Source organism: Streptomyces sp. NPDC051963, assembly GCF_044593495.1.
In the GTDB taxonomy this organism is placed as follows: domain Bacteria; phylum Actinomycetota; class Actinomycetes; order Streptomycetales; family Streptomycetaceae; genus Streptomyces.
Window position 1 is genome coordinate 685,165 of sequence record NZ_JBIUCC010000004.1, and the last position, 20,474, is coordinate 705,638.

At 71.0% G+C, this 20,474-nt stretch carries 18 protein-coding genes; 8 read left to right on the forward strand and 10 right to left on the reverse strand.

The genetic code is table 11. The annotated features are described in order from the left end of the window. Positions 1–6 precede the first annotated feature (6 nt). Entirely contained in the window at positions 7–405 is a 399-nt protein-coding gene (locus ACIHFB_RS19705) for a RidA family protein (protein ID WP_365287773.1), read from the reverse strand. After that, on the reverse strand, positions 402–1,547 hold the full coding sequence (locus tag ACIHFB_RS19710; protein ID WP_400127474.1) for an acyl-CoA dehydrogenase family protein: 1,146 nt from the start codon (positions 1,545–1,547) through the stop codon (positions 402–404). Before ACIHFB_RS19710 ends, ACIHFB_RS19705 begins: the two co-directional genes overlap by 4 nt. Before the next feature lie 136 nt (positions 1,548–1,683). On the opposite strand from ACIHFB_RS19710, the gene ACIHFB_RS19715 reads away from it, so the two are divergent. The 5 genes from ACIHFB_RS19715 to ACIHFB_RS19735 all read left to right on the forward strand — a co-directional run bounded on the left by ACIHFB_RS19715 (position 1,684) and on the right by ACIHFB_RS19735 (position 6,967). Beyond that, positions 1,684–3,339, forward strand: a complete 1,656-nt coding sequence (locus ACIHFB_RS19715; protein WP_400127475.1) for an AMP-binding protein — start codon at positions 1,684–1,686, stop codon at positions 3,337–3,339. Between the two features lie 15 nt (positions 3,340–3,354). Next, complete coding sequence (locus tag ACIHFB_RS19720; RefSeq protein ID WP_365287767.1) at positions 3,355–4,173, forward strand: PaaX family transcriptional regulator C-terminal domain-containing protein; 819 nt, start codon at positions 3,355–3,357, stop codon at positions 4,171–4,173. 135 nt (positions 4,174–4,308) lie between these two features. Then, positions 4,309–4,860, forward strand: a complete 552-nt coding sequence (cysC, locus tag ACIHFB_RS19725; protein ID WP_365287765.1) for an adenylyl-sulfate kinase — start codon at positions 4,309–4,311, stop codon at positions 4,858–4,860. After that, complete coding sequence (cysD, locus tag ACIHFB_RS19730; protein ID WP_365287763.1) at positions 4,857–5,759, forward strand: sulfate adenylyltransferase subunit CysD; 903 nt, start codon at positions 4,857–4,859, stop codon at positions 5,757–5,759. Before cysC ends, cysD begins: the two co-directional genes overlap by 4 nt. 2 nt (positions 5,760–5,761) lie before the next feature. Beyond that, positions 5,762–6,967, forward strand: coding sequence for a GTP-binding protein (locus ACIHFB_RS19735; protein WP_365287761.1), 1,206 nt, complete (start codon positions 5,762–5,764; stop codon positions 6,965–6,967). 21 nt (positions 6,968–6,988) lie between these two features. Here the strand turns inward: ACIHFB_RS19735 and ACIHFB_RS19740 are convergent, their stop codons facing one another. Next, positions 6,989–9,355, reverse strand: a complete 2,367-nt coding sequence (locus tag ACIHFB_RS19740; RefSeq protein ID WP_400127562.1) for a bifunctional salicylyl-CoA 5-hydroxylase/oxidoreductase — start codon at positions 9,353–9,355, stop codon at positions 6,989–6,991. 2 nt (positions 9,356–9,357) lie between these two features. Then, positions 9,358–10,185 (reverse strand): enoyl-CoA hydratase family protein, encoded by an 828-nt coding sequence (locus tag ACIHFB_RS19745; RefSeq protein ID WP_365287759.1) that lies wholly within the window; start codon positions 10,183–10,185, stop codon positions 9,358–9,360. A 321-nt stretch (positions 10,186–10,506) separates the two neighbouring features. Between ACIHFB_RS19745 and ACIHFB_RS19750 the strand changes: the two genes are divergently transcribed. Beyond that, positions 10,507–10,959 carry an ATP-binding protein gene (locus ACIHFB_RS19750; protein WP_365287757.1) on the forward strand — a complete coding sequence of 151 codons (453 nt, stop codon included), beginning with the start codon at positions 10,507–10,509 and terminating at the stop codon, positions 10,957–10,959. A 21-nt stretch (positions 10,960–10,980) separates the two neighbouring features. Here ACIHFB_RS19750 and argF read toward each other — a convergent pair whose 3' ends face one another. The 4 genes from argF to ACIHFB_RS19770 form a co-directional block, all read right to left on the reverse strand. Beyond that, the gene (gene argF, locus ACIHFB_RS19755) at positions 10,981–11,988 is read right to left on the reverse strand and encodes an ornithine carbamoyltransferase (protein ID WP_400127476.1); all 1,008 of its coding nucleotides are present in this window, start codon (positions 11,986–11,988) and stop codon (positions 10,981–10,983) included. A 93-nt stretch (positions 11,989–12,081) separates the two neighbouring features. Continuing rightward, positions 12,082–13,305, reverse strand: coding sequence for an arginine deiminase (locus tag ACIHFB_RS19760; RefSeq protein WP_365287753.1), 1,224 nt, complete (start codon positions 13,303–13,305; stop codon positions 12,082–12,084). Positions 13,306–13,457: 152 nt separating this feature from the next. Further along, positions 13,458–16,022, reverse strand: a complete 2,565-nt coding sequence (locus tag ACIHFB_RS19765) for a polynucleotide kinase-phosphatase (RefSeq protein WP_400127477.1) — start codon at positions 16,020–16,022, stop codon at positions 13,458–13,460. After that, positions 16,019–17,482 (reverse strand): 3' terminal RNA ribose 2'-O-methyltransferase Hen1, encoded by a 1,464-nt coding sequence (locus ACIHFB_RS19770; protein ID WP_400127478.1) that lies wholly within the window; start codon positions 17,480–17,482, stop codon positions 16,019–16,021. Before ACIHFB_RS19770 ends, ACIHFB_RS19765 begins: the two co-directional genes overlap by 4 nt. 176 nt (positions 17,483–17,658) lie before the next feature. On the opposite strand from ACIHFB_RS19770, the gene ACIHFB_RS19775 reads away from it, so the two are divergent. After that, positions 17,659–18,576 (forward strand): DUF4232 domain-containing protein, encoded by a 918-nt coding sequence (locus ACIHFB_RS19775; protein WP_400127479.1) that lies wholly within the window; start codon positions 17,659–17,661, stop codon positions 18,574–18,576. 18 nt (positions 18,577–18,594) lie between these two features. Here the strand turns inward: ACIHFB_RS19775 and ACIHFB_RS19780 are convergent, their stop codons facing one another. Then, complete coding sequence (locus ACIHFB_RS19780) at positions 18,595–19,518, reverse strand: LLM class F420-dependent oxidoreductase (RefSeq protein WP_365287745.1); 924 nt, start codon at positions 19,516–19,518, stop codon at positions 18,595–18,597. Positions 19,519–19,726: 208 nt separating this feature from the next. On the opposite strand from ACIHFB_RS19780, the gene ACIHFB_RS19785 reads away from it, so the two are divergent. Beyond that, on the forward strand, positions 19,727–19,894 hold the full coding sequence (locus ACIHFB_RS19785; protein WP_365287743.1) for a hypothetical protein: 168 nt from the start codon (positions 19,727–19,729) through the stop codon (positions 19,892–19,894). Between the two features lie 12 nt (positions 19,895–19,906). On the opposite strand, the gene ACIHFB_RS19790 is transcribed toward ACIHFB_RS19785, so the two are convergent. Then, entirely contained in the window at positions 19,907–20,383 is a 477-nt protein-coding gene (locus ACIHFB_RS19790) for a DUF6099 family protein (protein WP_365287741.1), read from the reverse strand. Positions 20,384–20,474: the final 91 nt, after the last annotated feature.

The window sequence follows — 20,474 nt, forward strand, 5'->3', positions numbered from 1 at the left end:
CGACTCCTACGGCAGTACGGCGAACCCGTCGAGCTCGACCAGCGCCTGTACGTCCCACAGGCGTACGACCTCCACGACCGCCATCGCCGGATAGTCCCGCCCGGCCAACCTGCGCCAGATGCGGCCCAGTTCGGCGGCGTGGATGCGGTAGGCGGCGACATCCGTGGCGTAGACGGTGACGCGGGCCAGGTCGGCGGGGGTGCCGCCCGCGGCGCGCAGGGCGGTCAGCAGGTTGGTGAGAGCCTTCTCGAACTGCTCGGGGAGAGTGGATCCGGTGACCTTGCCGTCGGCGTCGAGGGCGGTCTGGCCGGCCAGGAACACGATGCGGGATCCGGTGGCGACGACCGCGTGCGAGAAGCCGGTGGGCGGGGAGAGCTCGGGCGGATTGACACGCTCGGCGGTCACGGAGCCTCCTCCATGGATGCGTACAACTCCTTGGCGATGATGCCTCGTTGGACCTCGCTCGCACCCTCGTAGATGCGTGGCGCACGCACCTCGCGGTAGAGGTGTTCGAGGAGGTGGCCGCGGCGCAGGGCGCGGGCGCCGTGCAGTTGGACGGCCGTGTCGACGACGTACTGCGCGGTCTCCGTGGCGAGCAGCTTCGCCATCGCCGCGCGCTTCGGGACGTCCGGGGCGCCTTCGTCGTACGCCGTCGCCGCCGCGTACACCATGAGGCGGGCCGCTTCCGTGCGCAGCGCCATCTCGGCGACCTGGTGGGCGACGGTCTGGAGGTCCTTCAGCTTGCCGCCGAAGGCGTCCCGCCCTGCGGTGTGGGCGAGGGTCGCGTCCAGGGCGGCCTGTGCCATGCCGACCGCGAAGGCGCCGACGCTCGGGCGGAAGAGGTTGAGCGTGCCCATGGCGACGCGGAAGCCGCCGTCGACCTCGCCGAGCACGTCGTCCGCGGTGACCGGTACGGCGTCGAAGTCGAGGGTGCCGATGGGGTGCGGGGAGAGCATGTCCAGGGCGGCGCCGGTGAGGCCGGGACGGTCGGCGGGCACGAGGAAGGCGGTGACCCCGCGGGCACCGGCGCCGGGGGTGGTGCGCGCGAAGACGGTGCAGAAGTCGGCCTCGGGGGCGTTGGAGATCCAGCACTTCTCGCCGGTGAGCCGCCAGCGGGCGGCGCCGTCGGGCCGGGCGGTCTCGGCATCCGCCCTGAGCGCCAGCGCCCCCGCGTCCGACCCCGCCCCCGGCTCGCTCAGCGCGAACGCCGCGATCGCCGTGCCCTCACTCACCCGCGGCAGCCAGTGGGCGCGCTGGGCCGGGGTGCCATGGGCATGGACGGGATGGGCCCCGAGGCCCTGGAGGGCGAGGGCGGTCTCGGCCTCGGTGCAGGCATACGCAAGAGACTCCCGCATGAGGCAGAGGTCGACCGCGCCGGAGCTGAACAGCCGCTCCAGCAACCCCAGTCGGCCCAGCTCCGCCACCAGCGCGCGGTTGACCCGGCCGGGCTCGCCCTTCTCCGCCGGCGGGCGCAGCCGCTCGGCGGCCAGCGTACGCAGTTCGGCACACCAGGCGACCTGCTGCGGCTCGAGTGAGAATGCGGACATCACCGGTCCCCTCTCCCGTTCGTCTCCGACGACGGTATCGCGCACCGTTGACTGTCGTCACCAACACGATACGCTCGTCTGGCAGGACAGGCCTTGGTCCACCACCCCGCCCACCCCGGCAAGGGGGCGAACCGCCATGGACAACCCGGACGCCGACGCCATCGCACGGCCGACGACCTCGGCCCACGTCGACTCGTTCGCACGCGACCATCTCCCGCCGCCCGAGCAGTGGCCCGAGCTCCGCTTCGATCTGCCGGAGCTGCGTTACCCCGATCGGCTGAACTGCGCCGCCGAACTGCTCGCTGGGCCGGACGAAGACCGTCCGGTGTTCCACACGCCCACCGGCGGCACATGGTCGTACGGCACACTGCGCGCCCGCGTCGACCGGCTCGCGCACTTGCTCACCGACGACCTGGGCGTCGTCCCCGGCAACCGTGTCCTGCTGCGCGGCCCCACCACCCCCTGGCTGGCCGCCTGCTGGCTGGCGGTGCTGAAGGCCGGCGCAGTGGCTGTGACCGTGCTGGCGCAGCAGCGCCCGCACGAGCTGAGGACCATCTGCGACATCGCCGAGGTACGCCACGCGCTGTGCGACATCCGGGCCGTCGACGACCTCGCCAAGGCCGAGATACCGGGGCTGCGGATCGCGACGTACGGCGGTGACGCCCCGGACGACCTGCTGCACCGCACAGCGCCCGACACGCCGTACCCAGCCGTGGACACCGCTGCCGACGACGTCGCGCTGATCGCCTTCACCTCCGGCACCACCGGCCGACCGAAGGGGTGCATGCACTTCCACCGGGATGTGCTCGCGATAGCGGACACCTTCTCGAAGCATGTGCTGCAACCACATGTGGAGGATGTCTTCGCGGGCAGTCCCCCGCTCGGCTTCACCTTCGGACTGGGCGGACTGGTGATCTTCCCGATGCGGGCCGGCGCGAGTGCGCTGCTGCTCGAACAGGCGGGCCCCAAGCAGCTGTTGCCCGCGATCGCCGAACACCGGGTCTCGGTGCTGTTCACCGCGCCGACGGCGTACCGCGCGATGCTCGACGAGCTCGACTCCTGCGACATCTCGTCGCTGCGCCGCTGTGTCTCCGCCGGCGAGAACCTGCCCGCCGCCACCTGGCGGGCCTGGCACGAGCGCACCGGGCTGCGCATCATCAACGGCATCGGCGCCACCGAACTGCTGCACATCTTCATCTCGGCGGCCGACGAGCACATCAGGCCCGGGACGACCGGAGTTCCCGTACCGGGGTGGCACGCGCGCGTGGTCGACGAGCAGGGCACCGAGCAGCCCGACGGCGAGCCGGGGCTGCTCGCCGTGCGCGGGCCGATCGGCTGCCGGTATCTCGCCGACCCGCGGCAGCGGGAGTACGTGCGCGGCGGCTGGAACGTCACGGGTGACACCTACGTGCGCGAGGTTGACGGCTACTTCCGCTATGTCGCCCGCGCGGACGACATGATCATCTCGGCCGGGTACAACATCGCGGGACCCGAGGTGGAGGACGCGTTGCTGCGGCACCCGGATGTGCGCGAGGTCGCCGTGGTGGGGCGGTCGGACGAGGCGCGCGGACAGGTCGTGGTGGCATACGCCGTGCTCAGGGAGGGCGCGCGACGGGACGCCGAGGCGCTGCGCACGTTCCTGAAGGCGGAACTCGCGCCCTACAAGTGCCCGCGCGAGATCGTCTTCCTGGACGCGCTGCCGCGCACGGCGACCGGCAAACTCCAACGGTTCCGGCTGCGCACCGAAGGTGACCGGCCCTTGGAGCCGCGCACCGAAGGTGACCAGCAGTGATGCCGACGACCTAAGATGATCAACGTGTCCGACCAGCATGCTCCACGGTCCCTGATCGTCACGCTCTACGGCGCGTACGGCCGCTTCCTGTCCGGCCCGATGCCCGTCGCCGAGCTGATCCGGCTGCTCGCCGCGGTGGGCGTGGACGCGCCTTCCGTACGCTCGTCGGTGTCACGGCTCAAACGGCGCGGGCTGCTGACCCCGGCCCGTACGGCGCAGGGCGCGGCCGGTTACGAACTGTCGCCGGACGCCCGCCAGTTGCTCGACGACGGCGACCGGCGCATCTACGCCGGCACGCCCCCCGAGGACGCGGGCTGGGTGCTCGCCGTGTTCTCGGTGCCGGAGTCGGAGCGGCAGAAGCGGCATGTGCTGCGCTCACGGCTGGCCGGTCTCGGCTTCGGCACCGCGGCCCCGGGGGTGTGGATCGCCCCGGCCCGGCTGTACGAGGAGGCACGGCACACCCTCCAACGGCTGCGGCTCGACCCGTACGTCGACTTCTTCCGCGGCGACCACCTCGGCTACGCGCCGACCGTGGAGGCGGTCGCCCGCTGGTGGGACCTGGCCGCCATCGCCAAGGAGCACGAGGCGTTCCTCGACCGCCACGCGCGCGTGCTGCAGGACTGGCAAGGGCGCGCGGCGGCCGACACCCCGCCCGAGGAGGCCTACCGCGACTATCTGCTCGCCCTGGACTCCTGGCGGCACCTGCCCTACGCCGACCCCGGACTGCCCGCGCACCTGCTCCCCGCGGACTGGCCGGGCGCCCGCTCGGCGGAGGTGTTCCGGGGACTGCACGAGCGACTGCGGGACGCCGGGGCCGTCTTCGCGGGCGTGTGACCTCACCCACGAATTGTGTGATCCCACCCACATCATGCGTCACTAATGGAACCCTTAGGTTGTTCTATCGCTCTTCTCAAAGTTCTTACCTAGCGTCCACTCAGCACGCCGGGTAAGGAAAGAGGATTCTGACGCATGACCACCACGGCAAGGGCTCAGGGAGCCACCGTCTGGCTCACCGGGTTGCCGAGCGCGGGTAAGACGACGATCGCCCGACACCTCGGTGAGCGGCTGAAGGCCGAGGGACATCGCGTGGAAGTCCTCGACGGCGACGAGATACGGCGTTTCCTCTCCGCCGGCCTCGGCTTCTCCCGTGCGGACCGCAACACGAACGTGCAGCGCATCGGACTCGTCTCCGAGGTCCTCGCCCGCAACGGCGTGCTCTCGGTCGTCCCCGTGATCGCGCCGTACGCCGACAGCCGCGAGGCCGTGCGCAAGCGGCACGACGCCAGCGACACCCCGTACATCGAGGTGCATGTGGCCACGCCGGTCGAGGTGTGCAGCGAGCGGGACGTGAAGGGTCTGTACGCCAGGCAGGCCGCGGGCGAGCTGTCGGGTCTGACCGGCGTCGACGACCCGTACGAGCCGCCGACGGACGCGGCGTTGGTGCTCCCGACGCAGGACCAGTCGCCCGAGGAGTCGGCGAACGCGGTGTACGCGGTGCTGGCGGAGCGGGGGCTGGTGTGACCGGGTTCAGCCTCTCCCATCTGGACGCGCTGGAGTCCGAGGCGGTGCACATCTTCCGTGAGGTGGCGGGTGAGTTCGAGCGGCCGGTGATCCTCTTCTCCGGCGGCAAGGACTCCATCGTCATGCTCCACCTGGCGCTGAAGGCCTTCGCCCCCGCGGCGATCCCCTTCTCCCTGCTGCACGTGGACACCGGGCACAACTTCCCCGAGGTACTGGAGTACCGCGACCGTGTGGTGGCCGCACATGGGCTGCGCCTCCATGTGGCCTCCGTACAGGACTACATCGACCGCGGTGTGCTCCGCGAACGTCCCGACGGGACCCGCAACCCGCTGCAGACCCTGCCGCTGACCGAGAAGATCCAGGCCGAGCGCTTCGACGCGGTCTTCGGCGGCGGACGCCGGGACGAGGAGAAGGCCCGCGCCAAGGAGCGGGTGTTCTCCCTGCGCGACGAGTTCTCCCAGTGGGACCCGCGCCGCCAGCGCCCCGAGCTGTGGAACCTCTACAACGGCCGGCACGCGCCCGGTGAACACGTCCGCGTGTTCCCGCTGTCCAACTGGACCGAGCTGGACGTGTGGCAGTACATCGCCCGCGAGGAGATCGAACTGCCGGAGATCTACTTCGCGCATCACCGTGAGGTGTTCCGGCGGGCCGGAATGTGGCTGACCGCCGGCGAGTGGGGCGGGCCGAAGAAGACCGAGACGGTCGAGAAGCGGCAGGTCCGTTACCGCACCGTCGGCGACATGTCCTGCACCGGCGCCGTCGACTCCGACGCCGACACCATCGAGAAGGTCATCGCCGAGATCGCCGCCTCCCGGCTCACCGAGCGCGGCGCCACCCGCGCCGACGACAAGATGTCCGAGGCCGCGATGGAAGACCGTAAGCGCGAGGGGTACTTCTAACCATGAGCACGACCATCGACACCCTCCGCTTCGCGACGGCCGGGTCGGTCGACGACGGCAAGTCCACCCTCGTCGGACGGCTGCTGCACGACTCCAAGTCGATCCTCACCGATCAGCTGGAGGCCGTCGAACACGCCTCCCGCAACCGCGGTCAGGAGGCCCCCGACCTCGCCCTGCTCACCGACGGCCTGCGCGCCGAACGCGAACAGGGCATCACCATCGACGTGGCCTACCGCTACTTCGCCACCCCCAAGCGCCGGTTCATCCTCGCCGACACCCCCGGCCACGTGCAGTACACCCGCAACATGGTCACCGGCGCCTCCACCGCCGAACTGGCCATCATCCTGATCGACGCCCGCAACGGCGTCGTCGAACAGACCCGCCGCCACGCCGCCGTGGCCGCCCTGCTCCGCGTCCCGCACGTGGTCCTCGCCGTCAACAAGATGGACCTCGTCGGGTACGAGGAGAAGGACTTCGAGCGCATCGTCGAGGACTTCGCGGGCCATGCGGCCGAGCTGGACCTGCCCGGTTTCACGCCGATACCGGTTTCGGCGCTCGTCGGCGACAACGTCGTGGACCGCTCGACTCACATGGACTGGTACGAGGGTCCGGCCCTGCTGGAGTTCCTGGAGAACGTGCCCGTCGGCAGCGGCCCCGCGGAAGCCCCGGCCCGCTTCCCCGTCCAGTACGTCATCCGGGACGGTGAAGTCCGTCACTACGCCGGGCAGTTGGTGTCGGGCTCACTGAATGTCGGCGACCGCGTCACCGTCCACCCGTCCGGCGAGACCTCCGAGATCACCGCCATCGACGTGCTCGGCACCGAGGCCGACGTGGCGCATGCGCCGCAGTCCATCGGCATCCGGCTGGCCGACGAACGGGACGTCTCCCGAGGCGACATGATCACCGCGGGCGTCGACGCGCCGACGCTCACGCAGGAAGTGCGGGCCGCCGTCTGCCACCTGGCCGACCGCCCCCTGCGGGTCGGCGACCGTGTCCTGGTCAGGCACACCACCCGCACCGTGAAGGCCCGCGTGCAGGACCTGGCGGGCGCGACCGAGCTGACCGCGAACGACCTGGGCCGCATCACCCTGCGCACCGCCGAGCCGCTGGCGCTCGACGACTACGCGGTGTCGCGGCGCACAGGCGCGTTCATCCTGATCGACCCGGCGGACGGCGCGACGCTGACCGCGGGAATGGCCACGCTGTAACCCAGTACCAGGCGAGCGCCCTCAAGTCCCCAGCGTCAGCCGGGGCTTGGGGGCGTCCGTGCGTCCGGTCTGCGGGCGTCGGCTGCCCGCCCGGTACGCCGCCGGCCAGCCGACGCCCGGCCCGTCGTAGCCCTGCTCGGCCGCCGCGTGCAGCGTCCAGTGCGGGTCGTAGAGGTGCGGGCGGGCCAGCGCGCACAGGTCCGTGCGCCCGGCCAGGATCAGCGAGTTGACGTCGTCCCAGGACGAGATGGCTCCGACGGCGATCACCGGGATGCCGGTCTCATGGCGGATTCGGTCGGCGTACGGCGTATGGTACGACCGCCCGAACTCCGGCCGCTCCTCGGCGACGACCTGCCCGGTGGACACGTCGATCGCGTCGGCGCCGTGCGCGGCGAAGGCGCGGGCGATCTCCACCGCCTCCTCGCCCGTGGTGCCGCCCTCGGCCCAGTCGGTGGCGGAGATCCTGACGGTCATGGGCCGGTCCTCCGGCCACACTTCACGTACGGCGTCGAAGACCTCGAGCGGGAAGCGGAGCCGCTCGGCGAGCGTGCCGCCGTAGGCGTCGGTGCGGAGATTGGTCAACGGGGAGAGGAAGCCGGAGAGCAGGTAGCCGTGGGCGCAGTGGAGTTCGAGGAGGTCGAAGCCGGCTCGGACCGCGCGCCGGGCGGCGGCCGAGAACTGTTCGCGGATGTCGGTGAGTTGGGCGCGGGTCAGTTCGCGGGGGGTCTGGCTCTCCGGTTTGTACGGGAGCGAGGAGGCAGCCACGAGCGGCCAGTTGCCGTCCTCCAACGGCTCGTCCATGCCCTCCCACATCAGCTTGGTCGAGCCCTTGCGGCCAGAGTGGCCGAGCTGAACGCCGATCGCGGTGCCGGGTGCCTGGGCGTGCACGAAGTCGGTGATCCGTTTCCAGGCCTCCGCCTGTCTGCCGGTGTAGAGGCCGGTGCAGCCCGGGGTGATCCGGCCCTCGGGGCTCACGCACACCATCTCGGTCATCACCAGACCGGCGCCGCCCAGCGCCCGTGCGCCCAGGTGGACGAGGTGGAAGTCGCCGGGGTCGCCGTCGACGGCCGAGTACATGTCCATCGGTGACACCACGACCCGGTTGCGCAGGGTCAGACCGCGCAGCCGGAACGGCGTGAACATCGGGGGCGTACCGGGTGGGCAGCCGAATGCGCGCTCCACGGACTCGGTGAAGTGGGCGTCGCGCAGCCGCAGGTTGTCGTGGGTGACGCGGCGGCTGCGGGTGAGGAGGTTGAAGGCGAACTGGCGGGGCGGCTGGTCGAGGTAGAGGGCGATGTTCTCGAACCACGCCAGGCTGGCGCGGGCGGCGCGCTGCGTGGAGGCGACGACGGGGCGCCGCTCCTGTTCGTAGGCCTCCAACGCGCCCTCGATCGAGGGCTGTTCCTCCAGACAGGCGGCCAGCGCCAGTGCGTCCTCGACGGCGAGCTTCGTGCCGGAGCCGATGGAGAAGTGGGCGGTGTGGGCGGCGTCGCCCAGCAGCACCACGTTCCCGTGCGACCAGCGTTCGTTGACCACCGTACGGAACGTGGTCCACGCCGACTTGTTGGACCTCAACGGCCGGCCGCCCAGCGCGTCCGCGAAGATCTTGGCGCAGCGCTCGACGGACTCCTGCGGGTCGAGCTCCGCGAACCCGGCCGACTGCCACACCTCCTCACGCATTTCGACGATCACCGTGGAGGCGTCGGGGGCGTAGGGGTAGCCGTGCAGTTGCATCACGCCGTGTTCGGTCTCCGCGATCTCGAAGCGGAAGGCGTCGAAGGCGAAGTCGGCGGCCAGCCAGATGTAGCGGCAGTGGTGTGTGGCCACATGGGGGCGGAACACATGGGCGTAGCACTCGCGGGTGGTGCTGTTCACACCGTCGGCGGCGACGACGAGGTCGTATGTCTCCGCCAGCCAGGCCGGGTAGGGGGCTTCTGTGCGGAAGCGGAGGTCGATGCCGAGGGCGCGGCAGCGGTCGTGGAGGATTTCGAGGAGGCGTTTGCGTTCCAGGGCCGCGAAGCCGTGTCCTGAGGAGGTGTGGCGGGTGCCTCGGTGGGCGATGTCGATGTCGTCCCAGCGGATGAAGTGCTTTTGCAGGGCCTCGTAGACCACCGGGTCGGCGTGTTCGATGCCGCCCAGGGTTTCGTCGGAGAGGACGACGCCGAAGCCGAAGGTGTCGTCGGGGGCGTTGCGTTCCCAGACGGTGATTTCCCGGTTCGGGTCGAGGCGTTTCAGCAGCGCGGCTGCGTAGAGTCCTCCGGGGCCGCCGCCGATGATCGCCACCTGTAGGGGGTGGCCGGACATGTCTGGCGGCTGCGGGCTCGTCGTGGCTGGTCGCGCAGTTCCCCGCGCCCCTTGGGTTGGCACAGTCCCCTCGGTCGAGAACATCGCTACCTCCCCTGCCATTTCGGAGGGCGCTTCTCCTTGAATGCCGTGTGGAACTCTGCGTAGTCCTCGCCGTTCATCAGCAACGCCTGGGTTGAGGCGTCCAGCTCGATCGCCGCCGCCAGTGGCATGTCCAGTTCCGCTGTCAGCAACGCCTTCGTCTGGGCGTAGGCCAGAGCCGGGCCCTCGGCCAGGCGGCGGGCCAGCGCCCCCGCGGCCTCGTCTGCCTGGCCCTCGTCCGTCAGTTCGCTGATCAGGCCGATGCGCTCGGCCTCGGGGGCCCGTACCGGTTCGCCCAGCATCAGCAGGCGGGTCGCGTGGCCGAGGCCGACGACGCGGGGCAGTAGGTAGGCCGCGCCCATGTCGCCGCCCGACAGGCCGACCCTGGTGAACAGGAAGGCGAAGCGGGCGGTGGGGTCGGCGATGCGGAAGTCGGCGGCCAGGGCGAGGACGGCGCCCGCGCCCGCTGCCACGCCGTGCACCGCGGCGATCACCGGGAACGGGCATTCGCGTACGGCCCGGACCACCTGGCCGGTCATCCGGTTGAAGTCGAGGAGCTGGGCGGTGTCCATGGAGAGGGTCGCGCCGATGATCTCGTCCACGTCGCCGCCGGAGCAGAAACCGCGCCCCTCGCCGGTCAGCACCAGGGCGCGGACCGTCCGCTCCCGGGACAGCTCGGCGAGCAGGTCGCGCAGGTCGGCGTAGGCGCCGAAGGTGAGCGCGTTGAGTTTCTCGGGGCGGGCGAGGGTGACGGTGGCGACGCCGTCGGTGAGCTCGACGCGCAGGTGCCGCCAGTCGGAGGTACGGGCGGCCGAGCCGGTGAAGGGACTCATGACGTGGGGCCTCCTCGGGCGACGTTGCCTCACGGGGCGCTGCCCTTCGAAGTTATCACCCTTATGTGACTGTCGTCATGAGGGCGCGATAGAGGCGGCCGGCGCATTAGCTGTTACGGGTAACCGGTCTCTGTCACAGCCGTCACGGAACGGTACGGAACGTCAATAACGCGGTAACGACGGGAGCAGTCGCGCTAGACGGACCGTTGGGACGGGTAAGCCGCCCGATACCGGGGCCGAAGGTCCCGAACGGCGCCCGTCGAGCGGCCCTGCCGGAGGGCGCCGTACCATTCATATGGTTGAAAGCAGGACAGCCTGCTCATGAACGGAACCGCCTTGTACGAACGCTCGCCCGCCTCCGCCTCCTGGCGCATCGCGCTGCCGCACACCGCTGCGGCGGTGCCCGTGGCCCGCGCCCTGGTCCGCACGGCGCTGGCCGAGCTGGAGCACGGGGCCGACTGCGACACCGCGGAACTGCTCACGGCGGAGCTGGTCGCCAACGCCGTGGAGCATGCCACGGGGGACGGCCCGATAGAGCTCGTGGTGGAGCTGCTGCCGTCCGGCTGCCAGGTCGAGGTGCACGACCCCGACCCGGCGCCGCCCGGGAACCTCACCCGTCCGGCCCACGGGGAGCCCGACCCCTGGCAGGAGCACGGCCGCGGCCTGCTCCTCATCCGCGCCCTCAGCTCGTCCTGCGGTCACCGCCCCACCGATTCCGGCAAGGCCGTGTGGTTCCGGCTGCCGGTGATTCCCGCTCAGCGGCATCCGGCGTAGCCCCGGCCGCGGCCGGCCCGGTCAGGCCAGCGTCGCCACCAGCACCGCCTTGATGGTGTGCAGCCGGTTCTCCGCCTCGTCGAAGACGACCGAGTGCGCCGACTCGAAGACCTCGTCCGTGACCTCCAGGGACTCCAGGCCGTGCCGCTCGTGGATCTCACGGCCGACCTTGGTGCCGAGGTCGTGGAAGGCCGGCAGACAGTGCAGGAACTTGACCTCCGGGTTGCCGGTGGCCCGCAGCACGTCCATGGTCACGGCGTACGGCGCGAGCGCGGCGATCCGCTCGTCCCAGACCTCCTTGGGCTCACCCATGGAGACCCAGACGTCGGTGGCGACGAAGTCTGCGCCCAGGACGCCCTCGTCCACGGACTCGGTGAGCGTGATGCGGGCGCCGCTGGCCTCGGCCAGTTTGCGGGCGTGGCCGACGATCTCCTCGGCGGGCCAGTAGGACGCCGGGGCGACGATGCGCACGTCCATGCCGAGGAGGGCGCCGGTGACCAGGTAGGAGTTGCCCATGTTGAAGCGGGCGTCGCCGAGGTAGGCGAAGGCGATCTCCTTGAGCGGCTTGGCGCTGTGCTCGGTCATGGTGAGCACGTCGGCGAGCATCTGGGTGGGGTGCCAGTCGTCGGTGAGCCCGTTGTAGACGGGCACGCCCGCGTGCGCCGCGAGTTCCTCGACGGCGGCCTGGCTGTCACCCCGGTACTCGATCGCGTCGAACATCCGGCCGAGCACCCGCGCGGTGTCCTTCACCGACTCCTTGTGGCCCATCTGTGAGCCCGACGGGTCGAGGTAGGTCGTCGAGGCGCCCTGGTCGGCGGCCGCGACCTCGAACGCGCAGCGGGTGCGCGTCGAGGTCTTCTCAAAGATCAGCGCGATGTTCTTCCGGCTCAGGTGCCGTGTCTCGGTCCCGGCCTTCTTCGCGGCCTTCAGCTCGGCGGACAGCGCGATCAGAGCGAGGAACTCCTCCTCGGTGAAGTCCAGCTCCTTGAGGAAGTGGCGGCCGGCGAGGGCGGTCGGGACTGTCGCCATGGGGGCGCTCCAGAGGTGCGAGAACAAGAACCTTTGGAAGTCTATACGACCGTAGGCATTTCTATACGGCCGCATATTCGACTTCGTGCGGCTCTACACGGCCGCACGTTCGACCGGACAGCTCATGCACCGCGGCCCGCCCCTCCCCCGCCCCAGCTCGCTGCCCGGGATCTCGATCACCTCGATGCCCTGCTTGCGCAGATGCGTGTTGGTGGTGGCGTTCCGCTCGTAGGCGACGACGACGCCGGGCTCGACGGCGAGGACGTTGCAGCCGTCGTCCCACTGCTCGCGCTCGGCCGCGTGCACGTCCTGGGTCGCGGTCAGGACGCGGATCTCGCTGAGCCCCAGCGCGGCGGCGATCGCACGGTGCATGTGCTCCGGGGGATGGTCAGTGACCTTCAGCTCCTTCTCGGCGACGCCCGGTTCGATGGTGTACGAGCGGAGCATGCCGAGCCCCGCGTACTGGGTGAAGGTGTCGCCGTCGACCATCGTCATCACGGTGTCGAGGTGCATGAAGGCCCGCCGCTTGGGCATGTCGAGGGCCACGATCGTCTCGGCCGACCCGGCGGCGAAGAGCTTGTGGGCGAGCATCTCGACGGCCTGCGGGGTCGTCCGCTCGCTCATCCCGATGAGAACGGCGCCGTTGCCGATCACCAGGACGTCGCCGCCCTCGATGGTGGACGGATAGTCGGCCTGACCCTCGGACCAGACGTGGAACGTTTCGTCACGGAACAGCGGGTGATGCCGGTAGATCGCCTCGAAGTGCACGGTCTCCCGCTGCCGGGCCGGCCATCTCATCGCGTTGACGGAGACGCCGTCGTAGATCCAGGCGGAGGTGTCGCGGGTGAAGAGGTGATTGGGGAGGGGGGCGAGGAGGAAGTCGTCGAGGTCCATGACGTGGAAGCGGACGGAGGTCGGCTCCGGGTGCACGTCGAGGAACTCGCGTTTGGTCATCCCGCCGACGAGGAGTTCGGCGAGCTCGCCGGCCGGCAGGGACTCGAAGGCGGCCCGGAGGTGGTCGGTGGCGAGCACCCCGTACTCCTTCTCGTCGAAGACGCGGTCCAGGACGAGCGAACGGGCCACCGGGATCGCCAGCGCCTCGGTCAGCAGGTCGCCGAAGAGATGGACGGCGACACCACGGTCGCGCAGCACATCGGCGAACCCGTCGTGCTCGGCGCGCGCCCGGCGCACCCAGAGGAGGTCGTCGAAGAGAAGCGCGTCCTTGTTACTGGGGGTGAGCCTTTTGAGCTCGAGATCCGGCCGGTGCAGGATGACGCGGCCAAGCCGCCCGGCCTCGGAGTTGACATGGAATCCCATGACTCCATCCTGACCATCGGCGACCGGGTTCACCCCCTGCTCGACCGTTTCTGTTTTGGTCTCCTTGACGAGAACCGGTCGCCGCGCGGACGGGGACGGGAGGGGCCGGGGTGCCGTGCGCGTCCTGTGGGCCCTGGGGCCCACAGGACGGGTCACAGCCGTGGGTCCACCGGCTCCGACTCCAGCGCCAGCACCCCGAACACCGCCTCGTGCACCCGCCACAGCGGCTCGCCCTCCGCCAGCCGGTCCAGCGCCTCGAGGCCCAGTGCGTACTCGCGGATCGCGAGCGAGCGCTTGTGGTTCAGGAAGCGGGAGCGGAGGCGGGCGAGGTTCTCCGGGCGGGTGTACTCGGGGCCGTAGATGATCCGCAGGTACTCACGGCCGCGGCACTTGATGCCGGGCTGCACCAGTCGGCCCTGCGCACTGCGGACCACGGCACCGAGCGGCTTGACGACCATGCCCTCGCCGCCGCGTCCGGTCATCTCCAGCCACCAGTCGACGCCCGCCCGCACCGAGTCGGGGTCGGCGGTGTCGACGTACAGGCGTCGGGTGGTCTGGAGCAGGCCGGTCGTGTCGTGCTCGACGAGCCGGTCGAGCAGGGTGAGCTGCTCGTCGTGCGGCAGGCCGGCGAGGCTGCGGCCGGTGACGGCCAGGATCTGGAACGGGGCCAGGCGGACGCCGTCCAGGCCGTCGGTGGTCCAGCAGTAGCGGCGGTAGGAGTCCGTGAACGCGGCGGCGTCCGCGGCCCGTTCGCGCTGCCGCGTCAGCAGGTCGGTCACCTCCACGCCCCGCGCCGCCGCACCCTCCAGCGCGGCGAGCGCGCCCGGGAACACCGCCCCGGACGCGGCACCCACGGCCGCGTACTGCGACCGCAGCAGCCCTGACGCCTTCAGCGACCACGGCATCAACTCGGCGTCGAGCAGCAGCCAGTCGCCCGCGCCGGAGGCGCTATTGGATGCAGCGAACTCGTCCCAGAGGCCCGCCGCCCCGACGGCCGTACGCAGCCGGCCGAGGATCTCCTCCGTGACGGACGCGTCGTCGAAGAACGGACGGCCGGTACGGGTGTAGAGGGACCCCGTGGGCCCATCCACCCCGAACCGCTTGCGCGCCGCCTCCGCGTCCCGGCACACCAGCGCCACCGCGCGCGAACCCATGTGCTTCTCCTCGCACACGACCCGCGCGACCCCGTCCTCCCGGTACTGGGCGAAGGCCTCGGCGGGGTGCTCCAAGTAGCCCTCGATGTGCGAAGTCGCCGTCGGCGCCATGGTCGGCGGCAGATACGGCAGCAGCCGCGGGTCCACGGCGAAACGGCTCATGACCTCCAGGGCCGCGGCCGCGTTCTCCTCGCGGACGGACACCCGGCCGGCGTGCCGTGTCTCCACGACCCGGCGGCCGTGCACATCGGCGAGGTCGAGCGGCCGTCCGTCGTGTCCGCCGGGCGCCTCGGTCCGCAGCGGCCTGGCCGGTTCGTACCAGACCCGCTCGGCCGGTACGTCGACCAGCTCCCGCTCCGGCCAGCGCAGCGCGGTCAGCTTGCCGCCGAAGACGGCGCCGGTGTCGAGGCAGATGGTGTTGTTGAGCCATGTGGCCTCGGGCACGGGGGTGTGGCCGTACACCACGGCCGCTCGGCCCCGGTAGTCCTCGGCCCACGGGTAGCGCACCGGCAGCCCGAACTCGTCGGTCTCCCCGGTGGTGTCGCCGTAGAGCGCGTGCGAGCGCACCCGCCCGGAGGTGCGGCCGTGGTACTTCTCCGGCAGACCCGCGTGGCAGACGACCAGCCGGCCGCCGTCGAGGACGTAATGGCTGACGAGCCCGTCGATGAACTGTCGTACCTGGGCGCGGAACTCCTCGCTCTCGCCCTCCATCTGCTCGATCGTCTCGGCCAGGCCGTGGGTGTGCTGGACCTTGCGGCCCTTCAGGTGACGGCCGTACTTGTTCTCGTGGTTGCCCGGCACGCACAGCGCGTTGCCGGAGCCGACCATCTTCATCACGCGGCGCAGCACGCCCGGGCTGTCCGGGCCGCGGTCGACGAGGTCGCCGACGTAGACCGCCGTGCGGCCGTCGGGGTGGACGCCGTCGATGTACCCCAACTTGCCGAGCAGCAATTCCAGTTCGGCGGCGCAGCCGTGGATGTCGCCGATGATGTCGAAGGGGCCGGTGAGGTGGGTCAGGTCGTTGAACCGCTTCTCGGTGACGACCGAGGCGCTCTCGACCTCCTCCACGCCCTTGAGGATGTGCACCTTCCGGAAGCCCTCGCGCTCCAAGTGCCGCAGCGAACGGCGGAGTTCGCGGGTGTGCCGCTGGATCACACGGCGCGGCATGTCGGCGCGGTCGCTGCGGACGGCGTTGCGCTCGGCGCACACGTCCTCGGGGACGTCGAGCACGATGGCGATGGGCAGTACGTCGTGCTGCCGGGCCAGCTCGATCAGCTGACGCCGGGCGTCGGACTGCACGCTGGTCGCGTCGACGACCGTGCGCCGGCCGGCGGCGAGGCGCTTGCCCGCGATGTAGTGCAGGACGTCGAAGGCGTCGCGGGTGGCGGACTGGTCGTTCTCGTCGTCGGAGACCAGGCCGCGGCAGAAGTCGGAGGAGATGACCTCGGTCGGCTTGAAGTGGCGGTGGGCGAAGGTGGACTTGCCCGAGCCGGAGGCGCCGACGAGGACGACCAGGGAGAGGTCGGTGACGGGCAGGACCCGTCCCTTGCTTGCTTCCGTCATGCTGCCTTCGCCTCGTTCTCGGTCCTGATCTCGAACACGGCCATCTGCGTGGGCGGCCCCACCTCGGGGTCGTCGGGTCCCACGGGTACGAACTCCACGCCGTACCCGTGCCGTTGGGCGACCGCTTCGGCCCAGGTGCGGAACTCCTCGCGGGTCCACTCGAAGCGGTGGTCGCCGTGCCGGACGTGTCCGGCCGGGAGGGACTCCCAGCGGACGTTGTACTCGACGTTCGGCGTGGTCACGAGGACCGTGCGGGGGCGGGCGGAGCCGAACACCGCGTATTCCAGGGCGGGCAGCCGCGGCAGGTCGAGGTGCTCGACGACCTCGCTGAGCACGGCGGCGTCGTAGCCCTTGAGGCGGTTGTCGGTGTAGGCGAGCGAGCCCTGGAAGAGCTGCACGCGCGAGGCCTGCCGCTCGCCCATGCGGTCCAGCTTCAACCGCCGGGAGGCGATGGTGAGCGCCCGCATCGACACATCGACGCCGACGATCTCGGTGAACCGCGGGTCCTTGAGCAGCGCCTGCACCAACTGGCCCTGTCCACAGCCCAGATCGAGGACCCGGGACGCACCGGACGTGCCGAGCGCGGCGAGGATGGCGTCCCGACGCTGCACGGCGAGCGGCGTGGGCCGCTCCTCCGTCTCGGTCTCCGCCTCGACCGCGTTGTCGATCTCCTCGACCTCGCTGTCGTCCGCCTCGGCCAGCCGCACCAGCTCCAGCCGCTCCATCGCCTGCCGGGTCAGCGACCAACGGCGTGACAGATAACGGCTGGTGATGAGCTTCTGCTCCGGGTGCCGGGGCAGCCAGCCCTCACCCGCCCGCAGCAGCTTGTCGACCTCGTCGGGCGCCACCCAGTAGTGCTTGGCGTCGTCGAGGACGGGCAGCAGGACGTACAGGTGCCGCAGGGCCTCGGCGAGGGTGAGCCCGGAGGACTCCAGCACCAGCCGGACGTACCGCGAGTCGCCCCACTGCGGGAACTCGGCGTCCAGTGCCACGGGTTCGACGGTGACCGTCCACCCGAGCGGCTCGAAGAGGCTTCGTACGAGATCCGGGCCGCCGCGCGCGGGCAGCGCGGGCACCTCGATGCGCAACGGCCGTGCCTGCTGCGGCAGTTCGGGCCGTGCGGTGCAGGTGCCCTTCATCGCGCTGGAGAACACGCCGCTCAGCGCCACGGCGAGCAGCGAGGAGGCCGCGTACGGGCGGTCGTTCACATACTGCGCGAGCGCCGCGTCGGGCGCGCCGCCCCGTCCCTTGCCCTTGCCACGCCGGACCAAGGCCACCGCGTCGACCTCCAGCAGCAGCGCCGCCGTGCAGCGCCGGTCGTCCGCCTCGGGGTAGAGGACGTGCGCCGTGCCGTAGGACGTGGAGAACGCCTGCGCCTTCTCGGGATGCTTGTGCAGCAGGAAGCCGAGGTCGGTGGCGGGTCGTTCCGGGGTGCCTGTGGTGGTGATCGTCAGGAACACGTGGGTTGGCCTCGAATGGTTCTGAAGTGCGGGTATTCGCCCGCGTGGTCCCTGACAACCTACAGACAACCTCCACACGAACTCCTGCGATTTTCGGCGGGGCTGTGACAGGCCTGTGACCGGAGGCGTGGCTTCCATCACAGCCCGACAGGGTGCGGCCCTGATCAACTCGGCGGATGCGCCCCCTCCTCCTGCCCTCGTCCGCCGCCCTTCTGCTGCTGCTCACGGCGTGCGGCACGCAGAACTCCGGCTCATCCGGCGGCGATTCGGCCTCGGCATGTCGGACGGTGGCCCCGGGCGACCCCTCCGGCGCGGAGCAGGACGGGGTGCGGATCATCGGTCCCACCGGCGCCGGATGCCAGGACGTGGCGTACGAGGTCACGAACCGGCAGCGCGAACCCTTCACGTTCACGATCACCTTCGACGACCGCGCGGACACCGGGGCGGTGATCGCGAACGGCCGGGAGACGGTGGCGTCGGTCCCGGCCGGCCGGACGGTGCGGCGCACCCTCACCAGGAGCGACGGAGGCGCGGACCAGGTGGCGATCTCCAAGGTCAGAAGTGTTCCCGCCGACGAGGCCCCGTCCGAGGGCGGCGCGTGCCCGGCGTCGGGGGTGCGGGTGTACGCCGACGAGGGCGATGCCGCGATGGGGCTGCGGGTGGTGGGGCTGCACCTGGAGAACTGCGGGACAGGGGCGACGTATCGACTGGACGGCTACCCGCGGCTCCAGCTGCTCGACGAGGACCACGAGCCCGTCGACGGTGTGCGGATCCTTCGTGGCGGCGCCGCGATCGCCTCCGGCACGGGCCAGGACGAGCCGCCCCGGGCGCTCGTCCTGCGGCCCGGCGAGCGCGCCCGGACCGGGCTGGTGTGGCGCAACACGACCGGCGCCGGCGACCCGGTGAACGCTCCGTACGTACGGATCCGGGCGAAGCCCGGCGCCGCGCCCGTGACGGTGGTCCCGGAACTCGACCTGGGTACGACCGGGCAGCTCGGCGTGGGTGCCTGGCAGCGGGAGGATGCGGCGAGCGGGCCGGCCGCGGGGAGCGACCGGCCCGTGAGCCCGCCCTCGCCGTCGTCCGTACGGCCGTGAGGGCGGCCCGCGACAGGGCTACGACAGCTGGGACTGGACCTGGGAGGAGATCAGGTCCAGGTGGTCCAGGTCGCCGAGGTCGAGGATCTGGAGGTAGAAGCGCCGGGAGCCGGCCTCGGCGTAGCGGCCGATCTTGTCGACGACCTCGTCCGGGGAGCCGGCCAGGCCGTTCGTCTTCAGCTCGTCGACCTCGCGGCCGATCGCGGCGGCACGGCGGGCGATCTCCTGGTCGTCCTTGCCGACGCAGGCGACGAGGGCGTTCGAGTAGGTGATGTCGTCGGCCTTGCGACCGGCCTGCTCGGCGGCGGCACGGACCCGGCCGAACTGGCGCTCGCTGTCCTCGACCGAGGCGAAGGGCATGTTGAACTCGTCGGCGTACTTCGCGGCGAGGCGGGGGGTGCGGGTGGCGCCGTGGCCGCCGATGAGCACGGGGATCTTCGGCTGGGCGGGCTTGGGGAGGGCGGGCGAGTCGGTGAGGTCGTAGTACGTGCCGTGGAAGTCGAAGGTCCGGCCGGCTTCCGTGGCCCAGAGTCCGGTGACGATCTCCAGCTGCTCTTCCAGGCGGCCGAACTTCTCCTTCGGGAACGGGATGCCGTACGCCTTGTGCTCCTCCTCGAACCAGCCCGCGCCCAGGCCCAGTTCGACGCGGCCGCCGGACATCTGGTCGACCTGCGCGACCTGGATGGCGAGCACGCCGGGCAGCCGGAAGGTGCCGGCGGTCATCAGCGTGCCGAGCCGGATGCGCCGGGTCTCACGGGCCAGACCGGCGAGCGTGACCCAGGCGTCCGTGGGGCCGGGGAGGCCGTCGCCGGAGCCCATCTTGAGGTAATGGTCGGAACGGAAGAAGGCGTCGAATCCGAGATCCTCGGTGGCCTTGGCGACCGCGAGGAGGGTGTCATAGCTTGCGCCCTGCTGGGGCTCGGTGAAGATACGCAGATCCATGCATCCATCCTGCATGTTCCTGACCGGTCAACCCCAACGGTCCCCCCGGTCCCTGCCGTCCCCGGTCGGGTGAAATCCGTCAACCCGCCCGTGCAGGGGTTGCCCGGGCCGGTGACCCGCCCTCCGGGTGATCGTTGGCTCGGGCGGAGCCGGACCGCCCGGCGCCCGCACCGGTCTCACCGCCGGGCGCCGCGCCGAGGAGGCCGCCATGTCCGAAGAGTCCATGCCGGGGGGCTCCGCCCAGCCGAAGGGGTTGCTGGAGCAGATGGAGGAGCTGATGGCGGCGTTGAACGCGGACTTGTCGGCCCTGGACGCGGACCTCCAGTCGGCCGGGGGTCCTCGGCCGGCGCCGGCCGAGGACAGCGACGCCGCCTGACCCGCTGAGCGGCTAGCCCGCCTCCCGCTCGGGTAACACCGGGCCCGTGTCCCTGTCCGCCAGTTTTCGGAGCATGTCCAGGACGCGGTCGCGGGATTCGTCGGCGGCGTCGATGGCCTCCATGCACTGCCAGTAGGTGGACTCGTCGTGCGCGGAGGAGGCGAGGCCGACGAGGGCGATGCCCACCTCGCCGAGGAGGCCGCCGAGGTATATCAGGGCCTGGCGGGCGTCGCCCAGTTCGGTGAGCTGGGCGGCGCGCAGGTCGCCGTCGGGGAGGTCGGGGCGGTCCAGGACGCCGCAGCCCCTGCCCGCCAGTTCGGTCAACCCCAGTGCCTCGCCCCGTAGTTCGGGCGGGCCCGAGACCGCGAGGCGGCTGCCTATCGCCTGGGCCAGGGCCTGCGCCTGCCACGCCTCCGCCATCGTTTGCACCGCTTCGTCGCTCCCTGCGAGCGCACGCCTGTTCGTCACGATGAGCCGCACAGCGTCCATGCGCTGCCCCCGTCCGTCCGACGCGCTCCAGGCACGTCCGCCCAACCTCCACTATCCACTACCCAGAGTGAGTGGACGTGAGACGAAAAGC